The organism is Mesorhizobium sp. KR9-304 (genome assembly GCF_040049215.1).
Classification (GTDB): domain Bacteria; phylum Pseudomonadota; class Alphaproteobacteria; order Rhizobiales; family Rhizobiaceae; genus Mesorhizobium_K.
The window spans coordinates 83981-102312 of the sequence record NZ_JBDZDN010000004.1; the positions used below are offsets into that span (position 1 = coordinate 83981).

22 protein-coding genes are annotated in these 18332 nt (G+C 63.1%); 12 read left to right on the forward strand and 10 right to left on the reverse strand.

Annotated features, from left to right (window positions below; translation table 11 throughout):
* Positions 1-4: 4 nt before the first annotated feature.
* The 5 genes from ABLE71_RS19970 to ABLE71_RS19990 form a co-directional block, all read right to left on the reverse strand.
* Positions 5-1273 carry a hypothetical protein gene (locus tag ABLE71_RS19970; RefSeq protein WP_348785236.1) on the reverse strand — a complete coding sequence of 423 codons (1269 nt, stop codon included), beginning with the start codon at positions 1271-1273 and terminating at the stop codon, positions 5-7.
* An 11-nt stretch (positions 1274-1284) separates the two neighbouring features.
* Positions 1285-2043 carry a glycosyltransferase family 2 protein gene (locus ABLE71_RS19975; protein ID WP_348785237.1) on the reverse strand — a complete coding sequence of 253 codons (759 nt, stop codon included), beginning with the start codon at positions 2041-2043 and terminating at the stop codon, positions 1285-1287.
* A gap of 64 nt (positions 2044-2107) precedes the next feature.
* Positions 2108-2467 carry a tRNA-binding protein gene (locus ABLE71_RS19980; protein WP_348785238.1) on the reverse strand — a complete coding sequence of 120 codons (360 nt, stop codon included), beginning with the start codon at positions 2465-2467 and terminating at the stop codon, positions 2108-2110.
* A gap of 22 nt (positions 2468-2489) precedes the next feature.
* Positions 2490-2990 (reverse strand): YbjN domain-containing protein, encoded by a 501-nt coding sequence (locus ABLE71_RS19985; protein ID WP_348785239.1) that lies wholly within the window; start codon positions 2988-2990, stop codon positions 2490-2492.
* Positions 2991-3316: 326 nt separating this feature from the next.
* Positions 3317-3631, reverse strand: coding sequence for an accessory factor UbiK family protein (locus ABLE71_RS19990; RefSeq protein ID WP_348785240.1), 315 nt, complete (start codon positions 3629-3631; stop codon positions 3317-3319).
* A 148-nt stretch (positions 3632-3779) separates the two neighbouring features.
* On the opposite strand from ABLE71_RS19990, the gene lgt reads away from it, so the two are divergent.
* The 12 genes from lgt (at position 3780) to ABLE71_RS20050 (ending at position 14311) form a co-directional block, all read left to right on the forward strand.
* Positions 3780-4634 carry a prolipoprotein diacylglyceryl transferase gene (gene lgt / locus ABLE71_RS19995; RefSeq protein ID WP_348785241.1) on the forward strand — a complete coding sequence of 285 codons (855 nt, stop codon included), beginning with the start codon at positions 3780-3782 and terminating at the stop codon, positions 4632-4634.
* The gene (locus ABLE71_RS20000) at positions 4631-5719 is read left to right on the forward strand and encodes a class I SAM-dependent methyltransferase (RefSeq protein WP_348785242.1); all 1089 of its coding nucleotides are present in this window, start codon (positions 4631-4633) and stop codon (positions 5717-5719) included. The genes lgt and ABLE71_RS20000 overlap by 4 nt, the downstream gene beginning before the upstream one ends.
* 105 nt (positions 5720-5824) lie before the next feature.
* Entirely contained in the window at positions 5825-6619 is a 795-nt protein-coding gene (pgeF, locus tag ABLE71_RS20005) for a peptidoglycan editing factor PgeF (RefSeq protein WP_348785243.1), read from the forward strand.
* Positions 6619-7770, forward strand: a complete 1152-nt coding sequence (locus ABLE71_RS20010; RefSeq protein WP_348785244.1) for a Xaa-Pro peptidase family protein — start codon at positions 6619-6621, stop codon at positions 7768-7770. The genes pgeF and ABLE71_RS20010 overlap by 1 nt, the downstream gene beginning before the upstream one ends.
* A gap of 51 nt (positions 7771-7821) precedes the next feature.
* A complete protein-coding gene (locus ABLE71_RS20015; RefSeq protein ID WP_348785245.1) occupies positions 7822-8397 on the forward strand; it encodes a hypothetical protein in 576 nt (191 codons plus the stop codon).
* A 103-nt stretch (positions 8398-8500) separates the two neighbouring features.
* Positions 8501-9436 carry a ribose-phosphate pyrophosphokinase gene (locus ABLE71_RS20020; RefSeq protein ID WP_348785246.1) on the forward strand — a complete coding sequence of 312 codons (936 nt, stop codon included), beginning with the start codon at positions 8501-8503 and terminating at the stop codon, positions 9434-9436.
* Positions 9437-9628: 192 nt separating this feature from the next.
* A complete protein-coding gene (locus tag ABLE71_RS20025; protein ID WP_348785247.1) occupies positions 9629-10279 on the forward strand; it encodes a 50S ribosomal protein L25/general stress protein Ctc in 651 nt (216 codons plus the stop codon).
* A gap of 24 nt (positions 10280-10303) precedes the next feature.
* On the forward strand, positions 10304-11026 hold the full coding sequence (pth, locus tag ABLE71_RS20030; protein ID WP_348785248.1) for an aminoacyl-tRNA hydrolase: 723 nt from the start codon (positions 10304-10306) through the stop codon (positions 11024-11026).
* A gap of 89 nt (positions 11027-11115) precedes the next feature.
* On the forward strand, positions 11116-12219 hold the full coding sequence (ychF, locus tag ABLE71_RS20035) for a redox-regulated ATPase YchF (protein ID WP_348785249.1): 1104 nt from the start codon (positions 11116-11118) through the stop codon (positions 12217-12219).
* A 113-nt stretch (positions 12220-12332) separates the two neighbouring features.
* Positions 12333-13307, forward strand: a complete 975-nt coding sequence (gene corA / locus ABLE71_RS20040; RefSeq protein WP_348785250.1) for a magnesium/cobalt transporter CorA — start codon at positions 12333-12335, stop codon at positions 13305-13307.
* A 75-nt stretch (positions 13308-13382) separates the two neighbouring features.
* Positions 13383-13844 carry a MaoC family dehydratase gene (locus ABLE71_RS20045; RefSeq protein WP_348785251.1) on the forward strand — a complete coding sequence of 154 codons (462 nt, stop codon included), beginning with the start codon at positions 13383-13385 and terminating at the stop codon, positions 13842-13844.
* Positions 13841-14311 (forward strand): MaoC family dehydratase, encoded by a 471-nt coding sequence (locus ABLE71_RS20050; RefSeq protein WP_348785252.1) that lies wholly within the window; start codon positions 13841-13843, stop codon positions 14309-14311. Before ABLE71_RS20045 ends, ABLE71_RS20050 begins: the two co-directional genes overlap by 4 nt.
* A gap of 13 nt (positions 14312-14324) precedes the next feature.
* Here ABLE71_RS20050 and ABLE71_RS20055 read toward each other — a convergent pair whose 3' ends face one another.
* The 5 genes from ABLE71_RS20055 to ABLE71_RS20075 all read right to left on the reverse strand — a co-directional run bounded on the left by ABLE71_RS20055 (position 14325) and on the right by ABLE71_RS20075 (position 18326).
* Complete coding sequence (locus tag ABLE71_RS20055) at positions 14325-14870, reverse strand: adenine phosphoribosyltransferase (RefSeq protein ID WP_348785253.1); 546 nt, start codon at positions 14868-14870, stop codon at positions 14325-14327.
* Between the two features lie 93 nt (positions 14871-14963).
* Positions 14964-15788, reverse strand: coding sequence for a cytochrome c1 (locus ABLE71_RS20060; protein ID WP_348785583.1), 825 nt, complete (start codon positions 15786-15788; stop codon positions 14964-14966).
* Between the two features lie 74 nt (positions 15789-15862).
* Positions 15863-17167, reverse strand: a complete 1305-nt coding sequence (locus tag ABLE71_RS20065; protein WP_348785254.1) for a cytochrome b N-terminal domain-containing protein — start codon at positions 17165-17167, stop codon at positions 15863-15865.
* A gap of 13 nt (positions 17168-17180) precedes the next feature.
* Positions 17181-17744, reverse strand: coding sequence for a ubiquinol-cytochrome c reductase iron-sulfur subunit (gene petA / locus ABLE71_RS20070; protein ID WP_348785255.1), 564 nt, complete (start codon positions 17742-17744; stop codon positions 17181-17183).
* Between the two features lie 282 nt (positions 17745-18026).
* Positions 18027-18326 carry a DUF6665 family protein gene (locus tag ABLE71_RS20075; protein ID WP_348785256.1) on the reverse strand — a complete coding sequence of 100 codons (300 nt, stop codon included), beginning with the start codon at positions 18324-18326 and terminating at the stop codon, positions 18027-18029.
* Between the last annotated feature and the right edge of the window lie 6 nt (positions 18327-18332).

Below are 18332 nucleotides of genomic sequence, written 5' to 3' on the forward strand. Positions count from 1 at the left end.
TCGACTACTTTGTCAGCGAAAATTTCCAGGGCGGCGGATGGATATCGAACTCCATTACCGTGCCGGGCGGCGCGGCATCGAATGCCCTGGCCCTCGCGATGAAGTCGGTCGGAGGATAGTATAGGGGATCGCCCCAGTCCCGCGGAACCGCGACAAAGGCCGTGATCGCCAGGAGTGTTCGGGCGGTCAGCCTTAGCCAGCGCTGCGGCAATCCCGCAAGCACGAACAGCGCACCCCACCATGCGATCATCGGGAAGAGGAAATATCGATTTCCGGCAGGCGGCAGCAGCATAGGCGGCCATTGGGGATTGGAGACCATCGGCTTGGCCATGGACAACGCGAATATGCCGCCTGCGAAGATGACGTATTGCGCGAGAATCCTCGGGCCTTTCGCAACCGCAGTTCCAATGAGCGCCAAGCTGCCGACAGCAGCGACGTACGGAAGCGGCGAAACGGACGTCAATCCAAGGTGGAAAAAGTCGGACACGCTCCTGTAGCCGAATTCAGCGCCGAAACTGATCAGGCTCAATATCCGAACGAACAGATCGAACGACGCGCCGAGGGGAAGGTCTGCACGCCGTTCGCCGGAAATGCCAAGGATTAACGCGCCCTGAATAAGGCATGTCGCTGCCAACACGCTTGCGCGTCGCCATGCGTCGAGCCGGCACGGCCGATCGGCGATGAACAACTCCCACAGCGCGGCGGGCATCAACAGCACGCAGAAGGGTCCGCTTATTCCCGCGATGAACAGCACAAAGGTCTCAAGCAGACGCCCACCTGCGCTGGCCGGTGGATTGCTGACGATCAACAGGAAGGCCAAGATCGCGAGATACCATTGGCTGTTCGTCAGGCCTGCCGAGGTTTCGGGCGCATTCGGCATGACGAGATAGAGCAAGGCGAACAGATAGCGCGAGGTGCGATCCGGCCACGCGCCTTCCATACGACGGCTGACGAGGAAGATCGCAGGCACTGCCTGGATCAGGATCGAAACCACCTGGAAGACAAATGGCGTCCAGGCGAGCGGTAGCGGCTGCACCAGGATCGCCACCAGTCGCTGAACTGTATTGAGGTAGCCACTTATAGGCATCAGGAGAGAGCCGAGTCCGTACTGGTATGCCTGGGCGTACCAATAGGGGCCATCATCACCCCACATTTCCGGCTTCAACAGACGACGGGGATTGTGCAGAAAGATCAGCAGCGGGAACAGCCACGGTGCGGTCCGCGGCACCAGGCGATCGATTGCCTGCAGGCTCGAAGAAACCATCGCTTTCAACCCTCGCCCCTCTACAGTCGCCGGTCGGCGAGAAGTGGAAACAGCGGCGACCGTATGGCTCCCGTCCGGTGCAGCCTGAACTTGATCGCCGTCTCCAATACGCCGAGCCCGTAGACCACGCTCCTGGAGAAATTGATCGACGAAGCCTCGGCAAAATAGCGCGCTGGGCAGGACAATTCGCCGATCCGGAAGCCGTAATGGAGGACCTGCGCGATCATCTGGTTGTCGAAGACGAAATCGTTCGAGCACGCGTCCAGCGGCAGCGTTTCCAGCACCTCCCGCGTCCACCCGCGGTAGCCCGTATGGAACTCCGACAGCTTGACGCCGAGCAGCAGGTTCTCGATCGCCGTCAGGCCGCGATTGGCGATATATTTGTAGAGCGGCATGCCGCCGGCGAGCGCGCCCTTGCCCAGGATGCGCGAGGCGAGCACGGCGTCGAAGTGGCCTGACGCCAGCATCGCGGCCATCGCCGTCACCAGCCTGGGCGTATACTGATAGTCGGGATGGAGCATGACGACGATGTCGGCGCCGCGATCGAGCGCTGCCCGGTAGCAAGTCTTCTGGTTGCCGCCGTAGCCCAGGTTGCGCTCGTGCCTGATGGTGTAGATGCCCAGATCGGCAGCTATCTTCACCGTCTCGTCCGCACTTGCATCGTCGGTCAGTATGCAGTCGTCGACAATATCCTTGGGTATCTCTTCATAGGTGGCGCGCAGCGTCTTGGCCGCATTGTATGCCGGCAGCACCACAGCGACACGCTTGTTCTCGATCATTTTCGCCGGCCGCCTAGATTCGCCCCGGCTGCTCTTAGATCAGCCACAACGCTTTTGCCACCGGCTAAAACAGGCGTCCGCCGTTGGGCACCTTGCGCTCGATCGCGCCGAGCACGACTGCGCCTTCCTCGTCGGGAAAACCCAGCGTCAGCACTTCCGACATGAACGGCCCGATCTGGCGCGGCGCGAAATTGACCACAGCGAAGACCTGCCTGCCGACCAGCGTTTCGGGCGAATAATATTTGGTGATCTGCGCCGACGACTTCTTCACGCCGATCGGCGCGCCGAAATCGATCTTCAGCTTGAACGCCGGCTTGCGCGCCTCGGGAAAAGGCTCCGCCTCGACGATGGTGCCCGCGCGGATGTCGACACGGTCGAATTCCGCGAAGCTGATCTCCGGCTTCTTGTCGGCAGCTGCGCTCATGGCCCCGAACTCACGGATCGCGTCAGGCGTTGCCGTGCGTTTCGAAGAGAACGCTGGAGAGCGCGTCCTTTGCAGACGTGCCAGACCAGACGACGAACTGGAAGGATTGGAAATAACATTCGCAGGCTTCGAGCGCTGACGACAGCAGAACTTCGACCTGCTGGCTGGTCGGCTCGGCGCCGCCGGCAAGCAGCAGCGACTGCCGGAACATGATCGCGCCTTCCTGTTCCCACAAGTCGAAATGCCCGAACAGCATCTGCTCGTTGATCAGCGACAACAGCCGCATGACCTCGAGCGTGCGGGCTTCCGGCACCTTGATGTCGAAGGCGCAGGCGAGGTGCAGAGCCTCGAAATCCTCCATCCAGGAGAAAGAGACGTGATAGTCCGTCCAGCTTCCGGCAACCGAGATAGAAATCTCATCATCGCCGGTCCGTTCGAAGGCCCAGTCATTGCTGTGCGCCACCTGCTCGATCACATCCACCGGGTGGATTTCGCGGGCGATTTCGAGCTCGATCAGTTCCATGCAAATGCTTCCTGTCGTTCTGGGAGCGCCCACTAGGCGCTCGGCGCAAAGGGCACACACGACGAACAATCTTGTCTCGAACTCGGGTGGGCAGAACCTTGCGACGCAAACGACCTGAAGCCGGACCCCACACCCGGCGCACGACCCGCTTTCCGAATCATGCAACAAATTCAGTGTATTGATGACGAGTCGCGTGACCAGCCCCTTTTTTCGCGGTGCGGCGGAAGGGTGTGGAAACCGCCTGTCACAAAGATTCACGCAAGCCGGGTAAGCGATTCAGGAACCTGCGCTTTTCCCCGTCGGGCTTTGTGGAAAAGTTTAACGAATTATTTTTTTGCGCGGGGCTTGGCCGCCGCTTCCGACGCGGCCCCGGCAGACTTGTCAGCCGAAAGTTCGGCGATCCTTGCCTCTAGCGCAGCGATGCGGGCCGTCAGCGCCTTGTTCTCGGCGCGCGCCTTCACCGCCATTTCGCGTGCAGCCTCGAATTCTTCGCGCTGCACCACTTCCATCGAGTTCAGCACCTTCTCGGCCTGCGCCTTGAAGGCTGTTTCCACCTCGCGGCGCACGCCCTGCGCAGCACCCGCGGCATCGGTCATCAGCTTGGCGAATTCGTCGAGAATGCGGTTCGGTCCGGTCGACATGGCAAACCCTCCTGGCGCGTATCTTCTGACCTAGTGGCGTGAAGCCCGGAATGCAAGCATGACACTAGCAACAAGCGCTCCGCTCCCACCTTGACCGGGCCAAAACCCTGCCGCATGGTCCGCGCCCACAGCCTCCCGGAGCCTTTGCGTGACCGAATACCTGATGCTGCCGCTGGCGATTTTGCCCTTTCCCGACATCGATCCGATCATCGTTCAGATCGGGCCGCTGGCCATCCACTGGTACGGCCTCGGCTACGTCGTCGGCATCCTGTTTGCCTGGTGGTACACCAAGCGCCTCGTGACCAATCCACGCCTTTGGCCGGAAGGTGTGAAGCCGATGCGGCCTGAGGACGTCGACGACTTTCTCGTCTGGGCGGCGATCGGCGTCGTGCTCGGCGGCCGCGTCGGCTACATATTGTTCTACGACCTCTCCAAATACATCGCCAATCCGCTCGACATCTTCGCCGTCTGGCAGGGCGGCATGTCCTTCCACGGCGGCTTCGCCGGCGTCACCATCGCGATGATCCTCTTCGCGCTATCGCGCGGCATCGGCATCTGGACCATGTTCGATGTCATCTCGGCAGGCGTGCCGGTCGGGCTTGGCGTGGTGCGTCTTACCAACTTCATCAATTCCGAACTCTGGGGCCGGCCGGCAGACGTGCCGTGGGCCTTCGTCTTTCCGAACGGCGGACCGGAGCCGCGCCACCCCAGCCAGCTCTATGAAGCGTCGCTCGAAGGGCTCGTCCTGTTTCTTGTGTTGAGGCTCCTCACCCACACTTTCCTCAAGTTGAAGAATCCCGGCACCGTCTCCGGAACGTTCCTCGCCGGTTATGGCCTCTCGCGCATCTTCGTCGAATTCTTCCGCGTGCCCGACCAGCAACTCGGCTATCTTGCCGGCGGCTGGCTGACCATGGGCATGGTGCTTTCAACGCCGATGGTGCTGTTCGGCCTATGGGCGATCTGGCGGGCGAGGTCGCAGGTGGCGCAATCCGCCGCCGCATGAACAGACTCGGCGACAGGATTGCCGCCCTGATCCGTGCCGCCGGCCCCATCTCGGTCGCCGACTACATGGCAATCTGCTTGTTCGACCCCGAGGACGGCTATTACACGACGCGCGAGCCTTTCGGCGCCATGGGCGATTTTATCACCGCCCCCGAAGTGAGCCAGATGTTCGGGGAACTGGTCGCCGTCTGGCTCGCTGAGGCGTGGCGGGCATCGGGAAAGCCAATACCGGTGACGGTTGCCGAGATCGGTCCCGGCCGCGGCACGCTGATGAAGGACCTGGTGCGCACTCTTGGCCGGATCGCACCAGAGCTCGCCGCCAAAGCACACTTTGCGCTCGTCGAAGCAAGCCCGCGCCTGGCCGATATCCAGCGGGAAACCTTGCGGGACAGCGGACCTGTTTTCAGCTGGCATCTCACGGTGGATACTTTGCCCGACAGCCCGCTGTTCGTCATCGGCAACGAGATTTTTGACGCCCTGCCCTTCCGCCAGTTCGTTAGGCAGGGCGACGGATGGCTGGAGCGCGCAGTCGGCCTGGACTCGTCGGGGGCATTGATGTTCGGCATCGGCACCGCTCAGCTTGCGGGGGACGCGCTTCCACCCGAGACGAAGGATGCGCCCGAGGGCAGCATTTTCGAGATCGCGCCGGCGCGCGAGGCGCTGATGTCGGCGATCGCAGGGCGCATCGCGGCGCATGGCGGGGCCGGGATCTTCTTCGACTACGGCCATCTGAAGCCGGGCCTGGGCGATACCTTTCAGGGCATCCGCAAGCACCGAAGCGAAGGCGTGTTCGACAGTCCGGGCGAAGCCGACCTCACCTCGCATGTGGATTTTTCGGCGTTGGCCGCCGCGGCACGGTCGCATGGCCTCGATGCGCATCTCTCAACGCAGGCGCGGTTCCTGCTCGGTATGGGTCTGTTGGAGCGCGCCGGGCGCCTGGGGCAGACTGCGGACGAAGCCGCACGCAAGAAAATCAGCGCCGACGTAGAGCGACTTGCCGGTCCCGGCCAGATGGGGGATTTGTTCAAGGTTCTGGCCATTTTACCCGCCGGCGCCGTGTCGCCGCCCTTCCGCAACGCGAGTTGACTTGGCCATCCCTCTGTCCCACTCTCCCGCGCGCCTACGTTCGGACAGGAGGCAGGTTCCGCCGCGCCTTGACGAACACAGGTCCCCGAAGACAACAAGGCGGCAATGCTGACCCATATCAAACCGGAACCGCTTCGCTCGCCCTTGTTCGACAAAGCCGCTGCCGCTGGCATCAGGCACGGTTATTTCACTCGGATGGGGGGCGTATCGGATGGCATCTATGGCAGCCTGAACATCGGCACCGGCTCCGCCGATGATCAGGCGCTGGTGCGCGAAAACCGCCGCCGCGCGGCGGAATGGATGGGTGTGGCGCCCGACCACCTTCTCACCGCTCACCAGGTCCACTCCCCCGACGTGATCGTCGCGCGCGCGCCGTTCCCGGGCGAGCGGCCCAAGGCCGATGCCATCGTCACCGACCGGCCCGGCATTGCCGTCGGCGCATCGTCGGCCGATTGCGGCCCGGTGCTGTTCGCCGACGTCGAGGCGCGGGTCGTCGGCGCTGCCCATGCCGGCTGGAAAGGCGCCTTCACAGGCGTACTCGAGAACACCATCGCGGCGATGGAAAGCCTGGGTGCCCGCCGCGACAGCATCATCGCGGTGCTCGGGCCCTCGATAAGCGCGAAAAACTACGAAGTCGGCCCGGAATTCATCGACCGTTTCGTCAGCGCCGACCCCGCCAACACCCGCTACTTCGAAGCGTCTTCCCGGCCCGGCCATGCCATGTTCGACCTCAACCGCTATACGGTCGACAGGTTGTCGGCGGCGGGCGTGACCGCCGAGGCGCTCAACCGCTGCACCTATGCCGAAGAAGACCTGTTTTATTCCTATCGCCGCGCCACCCATCGTTCCGAGCCGGACTATGGGCGGCACATTTCAGCGATTGTCCTGGAGCATATTTGATGGCTTTGCATTTTGAACGTTCGGAGTTCGACGCCCGGCGCGACCGGCTGCTGATCGAAATGGCCGAGAAGAAGCTGGACGTTATCCTGCTCTTCGCGCAGGAAAGCATGTACTGGCTGACCGGCTACGATACGTTCGGCTTCTGCTTCTTCCAGTCGCTGGTGGTGAAGTCCGACGGATCCATGGTGCTCCTGACCCGCTCGGCGGATCTGCGCCAAGCTCGCCATACCTCGATCATCGAGAATATCGTGCTGTGGACTGATCGTGACGGCGCCAATCCGGCCGTCGACCTGCGCAACCTGCTCAACGACCTCGACCTCCTCGGCAAGCGCATCGGCGTCGAATACGACACGCACGGCCTGACCGCCTTCAACGGCCGCCGGCTCGATGAGCAGCTTCAGACCTTCGGACAGATCGCCGACGCCTCGGGCATCGTCAGCCGGCTGCGCCTGTTCAAGAGCCCGACGGAAATCAAGAAGGCCGAAAAGGCGGCGCAGCTTGCCGACGATGCGCTCGACGCAGCGCTCCCGCTCATCAAGCAGGGCGGCGATGAGGCCGCCATCCTAGCGGCCATGCAGGGAACGATCCTTGCCGGCGGCGGCGACTACCCGGCCAACGAGTTCATCATCGGTTCCGGACCCGACGCCCTGCTCTGCCGCTACAAGGCAGGCCGTCGCAAGCTGAACAAGAACGACCAGCTGACGCTGGAATGGGCAGGCGTCTTCCATCACTACCACGCCGCCATGATGCGCACGGTGCTCACCGGCAAGCCCACGAAGCGCCACATGGAACTCTTCGAGGCTGCCCGCGACGCCCTTCTTGCCGTCGAGAAAGCCATGATCCCGGGCAACAGCTTTGGCGACGTCTTTGACGCCCATGCGCGCAGCATGGAGGCGCATGGCCTGACCAAACACAGGCTCAACGCCTGCGGCTATTCGCTCGGCGCCCGCTTCACCCCGTCCTGGATGGACATGCCGATGTTCTATCAGGGCAATCCGGAGCCGATCGCGCCGAACATGACGCTTTTTGCCCATATGATCATCATGGACTCCGAAACGGAGACCGCCATGACGCTCGGCCGCACCTATCTGACGACAGATTCGCAGCCAAAACCGCTTTCTCGCCATGATCTCGACTTGATCGTGCAGTGACGATGCTGCCAGCTAAGTATTTATGTATCGCGTAGTACGGAGATCGAGGGCATGAGGCGATTGCCGTTCCTGACCGGACCGCTGCTCGCCGCAATCGTGATGTCGGCCTGCAGCAGCACGCAGGATGTTCTCGAACCCTCGGCCATCGCCGCTTCCCCGCCGTCTCCGGGCACGCTTCAAAGCGAAACCGGTGCCGGCGCAGTCCCCGTCCAGTCCGCGTCGGCCAGCGCCTCGGCGGGGCTCGATCCCGGCATCGCGGCGAAGACCCGGCTGCGTTTCGATCCGATCGTGGGGGCGACCGTCGACATGGCGACCCCTTTGACCGAACGGCTCGCCCAGCGCGCCAGGGCCCGAGGCATTAGGCTCGCCGGCAGCGCCGATCCTTCGACCACGCATGTGCTCAAAGGCTATTTCTCGACCCTGACGGAAGGCGGCCAGACCACCGTCATCTATGTCTGGGACGTCTACGATCCCGCCGGCAACCGCCTCCATCGCATCAACGGCCAGCAGAAAGCGCCGGCCGGCGGCGGCGAAGGATGGGCCGCCGTTCCGCCAGCAACCATGCAGACAATCGCCGATTCCACCATCGACCAGCTCGCGAGCTGGCTCGCCAGCGGCACAGGTTGACTCTGGTTACCGATTCTTTGGATTAATTCGCGGCTGCCGCTTGCAATGGCGGCGCTTGCCGCTAAAAGCCCGATCATATCCAGGCGACGCTGCCGAGAGCTGAATGAAACTTTTCGCGGGCAATTCCAATCGGGTTCTGGCCGAGGGCGTCGCGCGCTACTTGAACATACCCATCGGGAAAGCCAGCGTCAGGCGCTTCGCCGACCAGGAAATCTTTGTCGAAATCCAGGAAAACGTGCGCGGCGAGGATGTTTTCATCCTTCAGTCGACATCCTTCCCGACGAACGACCACCTGATGGAACTCCTCATCATGATCGATGCGTTCATGCGCTCCTCGGCGCGGCGCATCACGGCGGTGATTCCCTATTTCGGCTATGCCCGACAGGACCGCCGCGCTTCGGGCCGCACGCCGATCTCGGCCAAGCTGGTCGCCAACATGATCGCCCGTGCCGGCGCCAACCGCGTCCTGACGCTCGATCTCCACGCCGGCCAGATCCAGGGTTTCTTCGACATCCCGACCGACAATTTGTTCTCCGTCCCGGTCATGTCACGCGACATCAAGGCTAAATACAAGCAACTCGCCAACGTCATGGTGGTCTCGCCCGACGTCGGTGGCGTGGTGCGCGCCCGCGCGCTCGCCAAGCGCATCGACGCCCAGCTCGCCATCGTCGACAAGCGCCGCGAACGGCCGGGCGAATCCGAGGTGATGAACATCATCGGCGACGTGCACGGCAAGGATTGCCTTCTCATCGACGACATCGTCGATTCGGGCGGCACGCTCTGCAACGCGGCCGACGCGCTGCTCGCCAACGGGGCCACCAGCGTCACGGCCTACATCACCCACGGCGTGCTGTCGGGTGGCGCCAGCGCGCGCATCGCCGGCTCGAAGCTGCAGGAACTGGTCATCACCGATTCGATACAGCCGACTTCCAGCGTCGATTCCGCGCCCAACATCCGCGTCGTCTCGATAGCCGACCTGATCGGCGAGGCCATCTCGCGCACGGCGACCGAGGAATCGGTGTCGAGCCTGTTCGACTGACCGCGTCGCGACCGAATCGCACATTTTGGCCCGTCTTGCGCCACCTGCCGCCTTCCGCTATAGGACCGCCACCCGCGTAGACACCCTTGGAGGCAACGCGGGCGAGGGCCGCGAATTCGCGGCTTTCGACATTTTCGGAGCCCCGCCGCGGCGGAATTCCGCAAATGCTCCAGTAACGCGAAAGGAAAAGCCATGAGCCACGATTCATACGAGCTCAAGGCCGAAGCGCGCGAACAGGTCGGTAAGGGGTCCGCCCGTGAAGTTCGCCGCAACGGCAAAGTGCCTGCAGTCATCTACGGCGACAAACAGCCTCCCCTGGCTATCGCCTTGTCCTACAAGGACATTTTCTACAAGATCCACGGTGGTGGGTTTTTGACCACGGTCGCCACGATCGACGTCGGAGGCAAGAAAATCCAGGTCCTGCCGAAGGACTATCAGCTGGATCCTGTCCGCGATTTCCCGATGCATGTCGACTTTCTGCGTATCGGCAAGGACACCGAGGTCAATGTCGACGTTCCCGTGCACTTCATCAACGAAGACAAGTCGCCCGGCATCAAGCGCGGCGGCGTGCTGAACATCGTGCGCCATGAGGTCGAGTTCCACTGCCCGGCCAATGCGATTCCCGATTTCATCACCGTTGACCTCGAAGGCACCGACATTGGCGACTCGATCCATATCTCGTCGGTCAAGCTGCCGGCAGGCGTCAAGCCTGTCATTTCCGACCGCGACTTCACCATTGCGACCATCGCCGGTTCGTCCGCGATGAAGCCGGAGACCACCGAAACTGCCGAAGTGGCTCCTGCCACGCCGGCTGCGGAAGCTCCGGCCGAAGAGAAGAAGTAATTTCGGGTTCGGAGGGCCGGATCGATGCTGCTTTTTGCAGGTCTCGGCAATCCGGGCGCGAAATACGCCAACAACCGGCACAATGTCGGCTTCATGGCGGCGGACGCAATCGCCCGCCGCCATTCCTTTTCGCCCTGGTCGAAGAAATTCCAGGCCGAGATCGCCGAGGGCAGGATCGGCGACGACAAAGTGCTGCTCATCAAGCCGCAGACCTTCATGAACCTGTCCGGCCAGTCGGTCGGCGAAGCCCTGCGCTTCTACAAGCTCGAGCCCTCCGCCGTGACGGTCTTCTACGACGAGATCGAGCTCCCCGCGGGCAAGGTGCGGGTCAAGATCGGCGGCGGTTCCGCCGGCCATAACGGCATCCGCTCGCTCGACCAGCACATCGGCAAGGATTTTCGCCGCGTGCGCATCGGCGTCGGCCACCCCGGTGTCAAGGAAATGGTTCACGGCCATGTGCTCGGCGATTTCGCTAAGTCCGACCGCGAATGGCTGGACGTACTTCTCGACAGCATCGCTGACAACGCCGGACTGATCGCCAAGGGCGATGAGAATGGCTTCATGAACAAGATCACGCTGGCCCAGCGCGAGAAGCTCCAGCCGACCGGTGAGGAAGACCGCCCACCGCCTAAGCAGCCGAAGGCGCAGAGCCATATTCGTCAGGCGCGCCCGCAGCAGTCCTCCGTCAAGGTGCCGGAAACCGGACCGATGGCGGCGATGTTGAAGAAGCTGTTCGGGAAGGGATAGGCCGCCAACCCGATACCGGGCTTGACGAGCCTCTGTGCAATCGCTCATAGCCGCGCCAACAATCAAAACGCCTCTAGGAAAATCGACCCATGGGTTTCAAATGCGGCATCGTTGGGCTGCCCAACGTTGGCAAGTCGACGCTTTTCAACGCGCTGACGCGCACCGCCGCCGCGCAGGCGGCCAACTATCCGTTCTGCACCATCGAGCCTAACACCGGCGAGGTCGCCGTGCCCGATCCGCGGCTGAAGAAGATCGCCGCGGTCGCCGGATCGAAGGAGATCATCCCGACGCGCATCTCCTTTGTCGACATCGCCGGGCTGGTGCGCGGGGCCTCGAAGGGCGAAGGGCTCGGCAACCAGTTCCTCGCCAACATCCGCGAGGTCGACGCCATCGTGCACGTGCTGCGCTGTTTCGAGGACGACGACATCACCCATGTCGAGGGTCGCATCAACCCGGTCGCCGACGCCGAGACCGTCGAGACCGAACTGATGCTGGCCGACCTCGATAGCCTTGAGCGCCGCATAGTTCAGTTCCGCAAGCGCGCACAGGGCAAGGACAAGGAAGCCGCGACCGTGCTGCCGATGATGGAGAAGGCGCTGGAGCTTCTTCAGGCCGGCAAGCCGGCGCGCGTGCTGCTGAAGGGCATCGCCGCGGAGGATCTGCGCATCCTGCAGGGACTCAACCTTTTGACCTCGCATCCGGTGCTTTACGTCTGCAACGTTGCCGAGAAGGACGCCGCCACCGGCAACGAGCATACGAAAGCCGTCGAGAAGATGGCGCAGACGCAAGGGGCCGGCACCGTCGTCATCTCGGCGGCGATCGAGGCCGAAGTCGCCCAGCTTTCCGACGAAGAGGAGATGGAATTCCTCGCTTCGCTGGGTCTCGACGAGCCCGGCTTGGACAAGCTCATCCGCGCCGGCTACGAATTGCTCGACCTGATCACCTATTTCACCGCCGGCCCGAAGGAAACGCGGGCCTGGACGATTGTGAAAGGAACCAAGGCGCCGCAGGCAGCCGGCGTCATCCACACCGACTTCGAGCGCGGCTTCATCCGTGCCCAGACGATCGCCTACGCCGACTTCATCACGCTTGGCGGCGAGGTTGCCGCCAAGGAGGCTGGCAAGGCACGGGACGAAGGCAAGGAATACGTCGTCCAGGACGGCGACATCATGCTCTTCAAGTTCAACACTTAGCCGCCAACTGCGGTTAGTGATGCAGTTGACGAGGCACTGGCTGGGGTCTATCCGACGGTGGATTTGAGCCTCCGCGAACCGCCCGGGCTTCTCGGCAAAGGGAGAATTGGGCGATGATCAAAGCCTTCGTCGCTGACAATGACCGCCTGCGTGTCGTCAGCGATCTGCTCGCCAACAAGGAGCGGGTGGTCTGGATCGACCTACTCGCCCCGACGAAGGAAGAGGAAGGTGCCATCGAGCGGCTGATCGGGGTCGACATCCCCACCCGCGAGGAGATGGAGGAGATCGAGATTTCCTCGCGCCTTTATGCCGAGAACGGCTCCTACGTGATGACGGCTACGCTGCCCGCGCACTCGGACGGCGACCGCCCGGAAATGCTGCCGGTGACCTTCGTGCTTGCGGGCACCCGGCTGGTGACGGTGCGCTATCACGAGCCGCGTGCCTTCGCGACGTTTCCGCTCCGCGCCGAAAAGACCGACACCGGATGCACAAGCGGGGAAACGATCCTGATCTCGCTGCTCGAAGCAATCGTCGACCGCCTCGCCGACGTGCTGGAGCGGGCAAGCCGGGAGGTCGTCGACATCTCGCAGGATATCTTTCAGTCGACAGAGAAGAAGGCATCCAAGCGCGACCGCGATTTCCAGATCGTCCTGCATCGGATCGGCAGCAAGGAGGATCTCGTCTCCAAGATTCAGGACAGCCTGCTCACCCTGCAGCGGCTGGCTGGCTTCCTCGCCAATGTCGTCAGCCAGGACAAGCAGGGCAAGGACCTGCGCGCCCGCGTCAAGACGATCGCGCGCGACGTGGTCTCGCTGTCCGACCACGCCTCGTTCCAGACGCAGAAGATCACCTTCCTGCTCGACGCGACGCTCGGCATGATCAACATCCAGCAGAACGCCATCATCAAGATTGTCTCCGTCGCGGCCGTGGTGTTCCTGCCGCCGACGCTCGTCGCCTCCATCTACGGCATGAACTTCGACATCATGCCGGAACTCAGATGGTTTTTCGGCTATCCGCTGGCGCTTGGCCTGATGATCCTGTCGGCCGTTCTTCCCTTCTGGTTCTTTCGGCGAAAGGGTTGGCTCTGATCCCGCTATCGCTTATCACGGCATCGCCACGACGAGCATCTCCGACCAACCAGACCCATCACCGACAGGGACCCGATGGCTGCCAAGAAATGGGCCTTTGAGGATTTTGCCGAAGGCAGTTCGATCGATCTCGGCAGCAAGGACGTCACGGCGCAAGAGATCGTCGAATTCGCCAGCGAGTTCGACCCGCAGCCCATGCATCTCGACGAGGCTGCCGGCCGGGCGAGCATCCTCGGCGGCCTGTCCGCCTCGGGCTGGCACACTTGCGCGATCTTCATGCGGCTGCTGTGTGATGCGGTTCTGCTCGATTCGACCTCGCAGGGCGCGCCGGGGGTCGACCGGATCAAATGGAAGAAGCCTGTTCTTGCCGGCGACCGGCTGAGCGGCACAATGACGGTGCTCGCCAAGCGGCCGTCGAAGTCCCGCCCCGCCATTGGCCTCGTGACCATGCGCTCGGAACTCTTCAACCAGCGCGGCGAATCGGTCTTCGAGCTGGAGAACACTGGAATGTTCATGAAGCGCGAGGCCGCCGCATGAAGCCGGAATCCGCGCTCAACGAGTTCTTCGAGATCGGCGTCGAGACCCCGCTCGGCTCGCACACGTTCGATGCGGAAGGCATCAAGGCCTTCGCCAGGAAGTACGACCCGCAACCCTTCCACACGGATGAGGAAGCGGCGAAGAAAAGCGTCTTCGGCGGGCTTTGCGCGTCGGGCTGGCAGACGGCCGCAACCTGGATGAAGCGCAACCTGGCGACGCCCGGCAGGCGCTGGGCGGGTCCGGGGCCGGCTCCGGTGTTCGGTCCCTCTCCCGGCATCAGCAACCTGAAATGGCTGAAGCCCGTCTATGCGGGCGAGACAGTGAGCTTCAGCCGCACCGCAATTTCCCATCGGCCGATGACCTCCCGTCCGGGCTGGCGAATGCTGACCGTTCGCGCCGAAGGGTCCGATTCCACCGGCGCCAAGGTCATCGAGTTCGACAGCGCCGTGCTGGTGAAGGTGGATTAGGCGCCTTCCCCGCTCAATGCCCCTCGAAGGCGATCAATGTCCTGACCGTCACGCCGAGCGCTTCTAGCTTCTTGCGCCCGCCCAGGTCCGGCAGGTCGATGACGAAGCAGGCGGCTAGGATGTCGGCGCCCATATGGGAGAGCAGCTTCACCGCTCCTTCGGCGGTGCCGCCGGTCGCGATGAGGTCGTCGACCAGGATGACCTTCTCGCCTGGCTTCACCGCATCCTTATGCATTTCCATCTCGTCGAGGCCGTATTCCAGGCTGTAGGCGACGCGCACGGTCTCGTGCGGCAGCTTGCCCTTCTTGCGGATCGGAATGAACCCGGCCGAGAGCTGGTGCGCGATGGCGCCGCCGAGGATGAAGCCGCGCGCCTCGATGCCCGCGATCTTGTCCACCTTCAGCCCCGCATAGGGATGTACCAGTTCGTCGATCGCCCGGCGGAAGGCGCGCGCATCGCCGAGCAGCGTGGTGATGTCGCGAAACAGAATGCCGGGCTTGGGATAATCCGGAATCGTCCGGATCGACGAACGCAGCGTGTCCTCGAGGGTGGTTTTCATGCGCATAGCCCCGTTGCGGTCTCGTTCTGCCGGGTTGGGCGGCAAAAGAAAAGGGCGCTTGTCGCGCCCTTCTTGTTCACCGTTGCAGGGCGCTCAGTGCGCGACGCTGGACCAGACCTTGCGTTTGGTCAGATAGACCAGCCCGGCGAACAGGACGAGGAAAACCATGACGCGAAAGCCGGTCTTCTTGCGGTCCTCGAGATGCGGCTCGGCCGCCCACATCAGGAAGGCCGCGACATCACGGGAATACTGGTCGACCGTTTGCGGGCTGCCGTCGTCATAGGTGACCTGGCCGTCGGACAGGGGCTTCGCCATCGCCAGCGACTTGCCGCCGATGAAATACGGATTGTAGTAAGTACCCTCGGCGATCGTCATCCCGGCAGGCGGCTCGTGGTCGTAGCCGGTCAGCAGGGAGTGGATGTAGTCCGGCCCGCCCTGGGCATACTGTGTGAAGATATCGAAGACGAAGGTCGGGAAGCCGCGCTCGACGCCCCGTGCCTTGGCGATCAGCGAGAAGTCCGGTGGTGCCGCGCCGTTGTTGGCGGCGGCCGCGGCCTCGACGTTCGGGAACGGCGACGGGAAATAATCGGACGGGACAGCCGGACGCTCGAACATCTCGCCATCGGCGTTCGGTCCATCCTGCACGGTGTATTCCGCCGCGAACGCCTTCACCTGCGCTTCGGAATAGCCGAGCTCCTCGAGCGTACGGAACGCCACCAGCTTCATCGAGTGGCAGGCCGAGCAGACTTCCTTGTATACCTTCAGGCCGCGCTGGAGCTGCGCCCTGTCATAGGTGCCGAACGGCCCGGCGAACGTCCAGTCTTCCTCGACCGGCTTGAGGATCGGGAAGTGCGTCGGCTCTGCCTCGGCGTGGCCGCCCGCTTCCTGCGCCGCGGCGATACCCATCGCCCCGGCCATGACGAGGCCGGCGGCAGCCAGAACGCTGAGAAACCTGTTCATCGGAAATGTCCCTCTCAAGCTTCCGGTCCTGCTCAGCCTTTGGTTTCCGGCGCGGCAGTAGCGCCGGCCGGATGGCCCGCCCCACCCGCCTTGTTCTTCTCCAGCACCGCCTCGGTGATCGAGTTCGGTGTGCGGCGCGGCGTCTCCAGCAGGCCGAGCAGCGGCATGATGACGATGAAGAACGCGAAGTAGTAAAGCGTGCTGAACTGCGCCATCAGGACGTAGGTGCCTTCGGCCGGACGCGAGCCCAGCCAGCCGAGGAACAGCGCATTCGCTACGAACAGCCAGAAGAAGATCTTGTACCATGGACGATAGACGGCCGAACGAACCTTCGACGTATCGAGCCACGGCACGATGAAGAGCACCGCGATCGAGCCGAACATGGCGAGCACGCCGCCGAGCTTGGAATCGATCGGCCCGATGTTGAAGGTGATGGCGCGCAGGATCGCGTAGAACGGCAGGTAATACCATTCGGGCACGATATGGGCCGGCGTCTTCAACGGGTTGGCGACGATGTAGTTGTCGGCATGGCCCAGATAGTTCGGGATGTAGAACACGAACCACGCGAACATGATCAGGAAGAGCACCATCGCGAACGCATCCTTGATGGTCGCGTAGGGCGTGAAGGCCACGGTGTCGGTCTTCGATTTGACCTCGATGCCGGTCGGATTGGTCTGGCCGACCACGTGCAGCGCCCAGATGTGCAGGATGACCACGCCGGCGATCATGAAGGGCAGCAGGTAATGCAGCGAGAAGAAGCGGTTGAGCGTCGGATTGTCGACCGCGAAGCCGCCGAGCAGCAGCTGCTGGATCCAGTCGCCGACGAGCGGGATCGCCGTAAAGAAGCCGGTGATGACGGTGGCACCCCAGAAGCTCATCTGACCCCACGGCAGCACGTAACCCATGAAGCCGGTCGCCATCATCAAAAGGTAGATGATGCAGCCGAGGATCCACAGCAGCTCGCGCGGCGCCTTGTAGGAGCCGTAGTAAAGGCCGCGGAAGATGTGGACATAGACGGCGATGAAGAACATCGAGGCGCCGTTGGAGTGCAGGTAGCGCAATAGCCAGCCCGAATTCACGTCGCGCATGATCTTCTCGACCGAATCGAAAGCCAGCCCAGTGTCGGCCGTGTAGTGCATGGCGAGCACCACGCCAGTCAGGATCTGCGACACAAGCATGATCGCCAGGATGCCGCCGAATGCGTAGGCGTAGTTCAGGTTGCGCGGAACCGGATAGGAGACGAACGAGTCGTGCACCAGCCGCGGCAGCGGCATGCGTGCGTCGATCCAGCGTCCGATGCCGGAGTTGGGCGTATAGGTCGAGTGTCCACCGCTCATTGGATTGTCCCCCTCAACCGATCCGAACCTTGGTGTCGGAAACGAACGCGAACGTCGGCACCAGGAGGTTCTCCGGCGCCGGGCCCTTGCGGACGCGTCCGGCGGTGTCGTAGTGCGAACCGTGGCACGGGCAGAACCAGCCGCCGAAGTCGCCCGCCTGGCCGAGCGGCACGCAGCCGAGATGCGTGCAGACGCCGACCATGATGAGCCAGTTTTCCTTGCCTTCGCCAGCGGCGCGGTCCGCGTCGGTGGCCGGCGCGTCGGCGGGAAGGTTGTTGTTCCGCGCGACAGGATCCTTGAGCTCGGCGATCGGAACCGCCTTGGCCGCTTCGATCTCCTCGGGAGTGCGGTTGCGGATGAACACCGGCTTGCCGCGCCATTTGAGGGTCAGCGACATGCCCGGCTGCAGCTGCGTGACATCCACCTCGACCGATGCAAGCGCCAGCGTCGAGGCGTCCGGGCGCATCTGGTCGATGAAGGGCCATGCGAACGCCCCCGCGCCGACGGCGCCCGCCATGCCGGTGGCGATGTACAGAAAATCGCGGCGTGTGGGCTCGTGGGTGTCGGTCGCGCTCACGGGACTTGTGTCCTTTCGTCTCATGATCGCCGGCGGTCGAGCCATTCCCCGCGCCCGCCACACGCCGGCCCGTCTGCGCATGGCGACGAGCTAGCGAGATACCTCCGGCATTTTCGAGTTTGGTTTATGCGTGAAGCCCTCCTTTGTCCAGACGCTGCCAAGGGGCAGGGCAGATTGTCGCGGAGTGCAGCGAGACCGCGTGTTTCGGTGCATTTCCGGGATATCGCGCGACAAAAATCGCGGGGCAAATCCAGGGACGGCCGCGTGTTGCCCAAGGGCCGGCTATCTGGCTCCCAACCGAGCGAGAACCGCCCTGGGAATCTCGTATTCGCGGACGATTCCATCGTGCCGACGGAAGCCGCACAACTCGCGCTGGATGAAATAGGCGTGCACGGCATCCGCAGCCACCTTGAGCGCCGTCTCGCGGCCCTCCGTGCCAGGCGGCGCCTCCCTCAGCTTTGCCAGGGCAAGCCGCGCCTTTTCGCCGGCCTTGCCGAGTGCAGCCGCCTTTTCGGCCAGAATCTCGTGGCCGAGCAGGTCGAGGCCCGAATCAGCCGGCAGCCCCGGCCACATGGCTGACATGCGCTG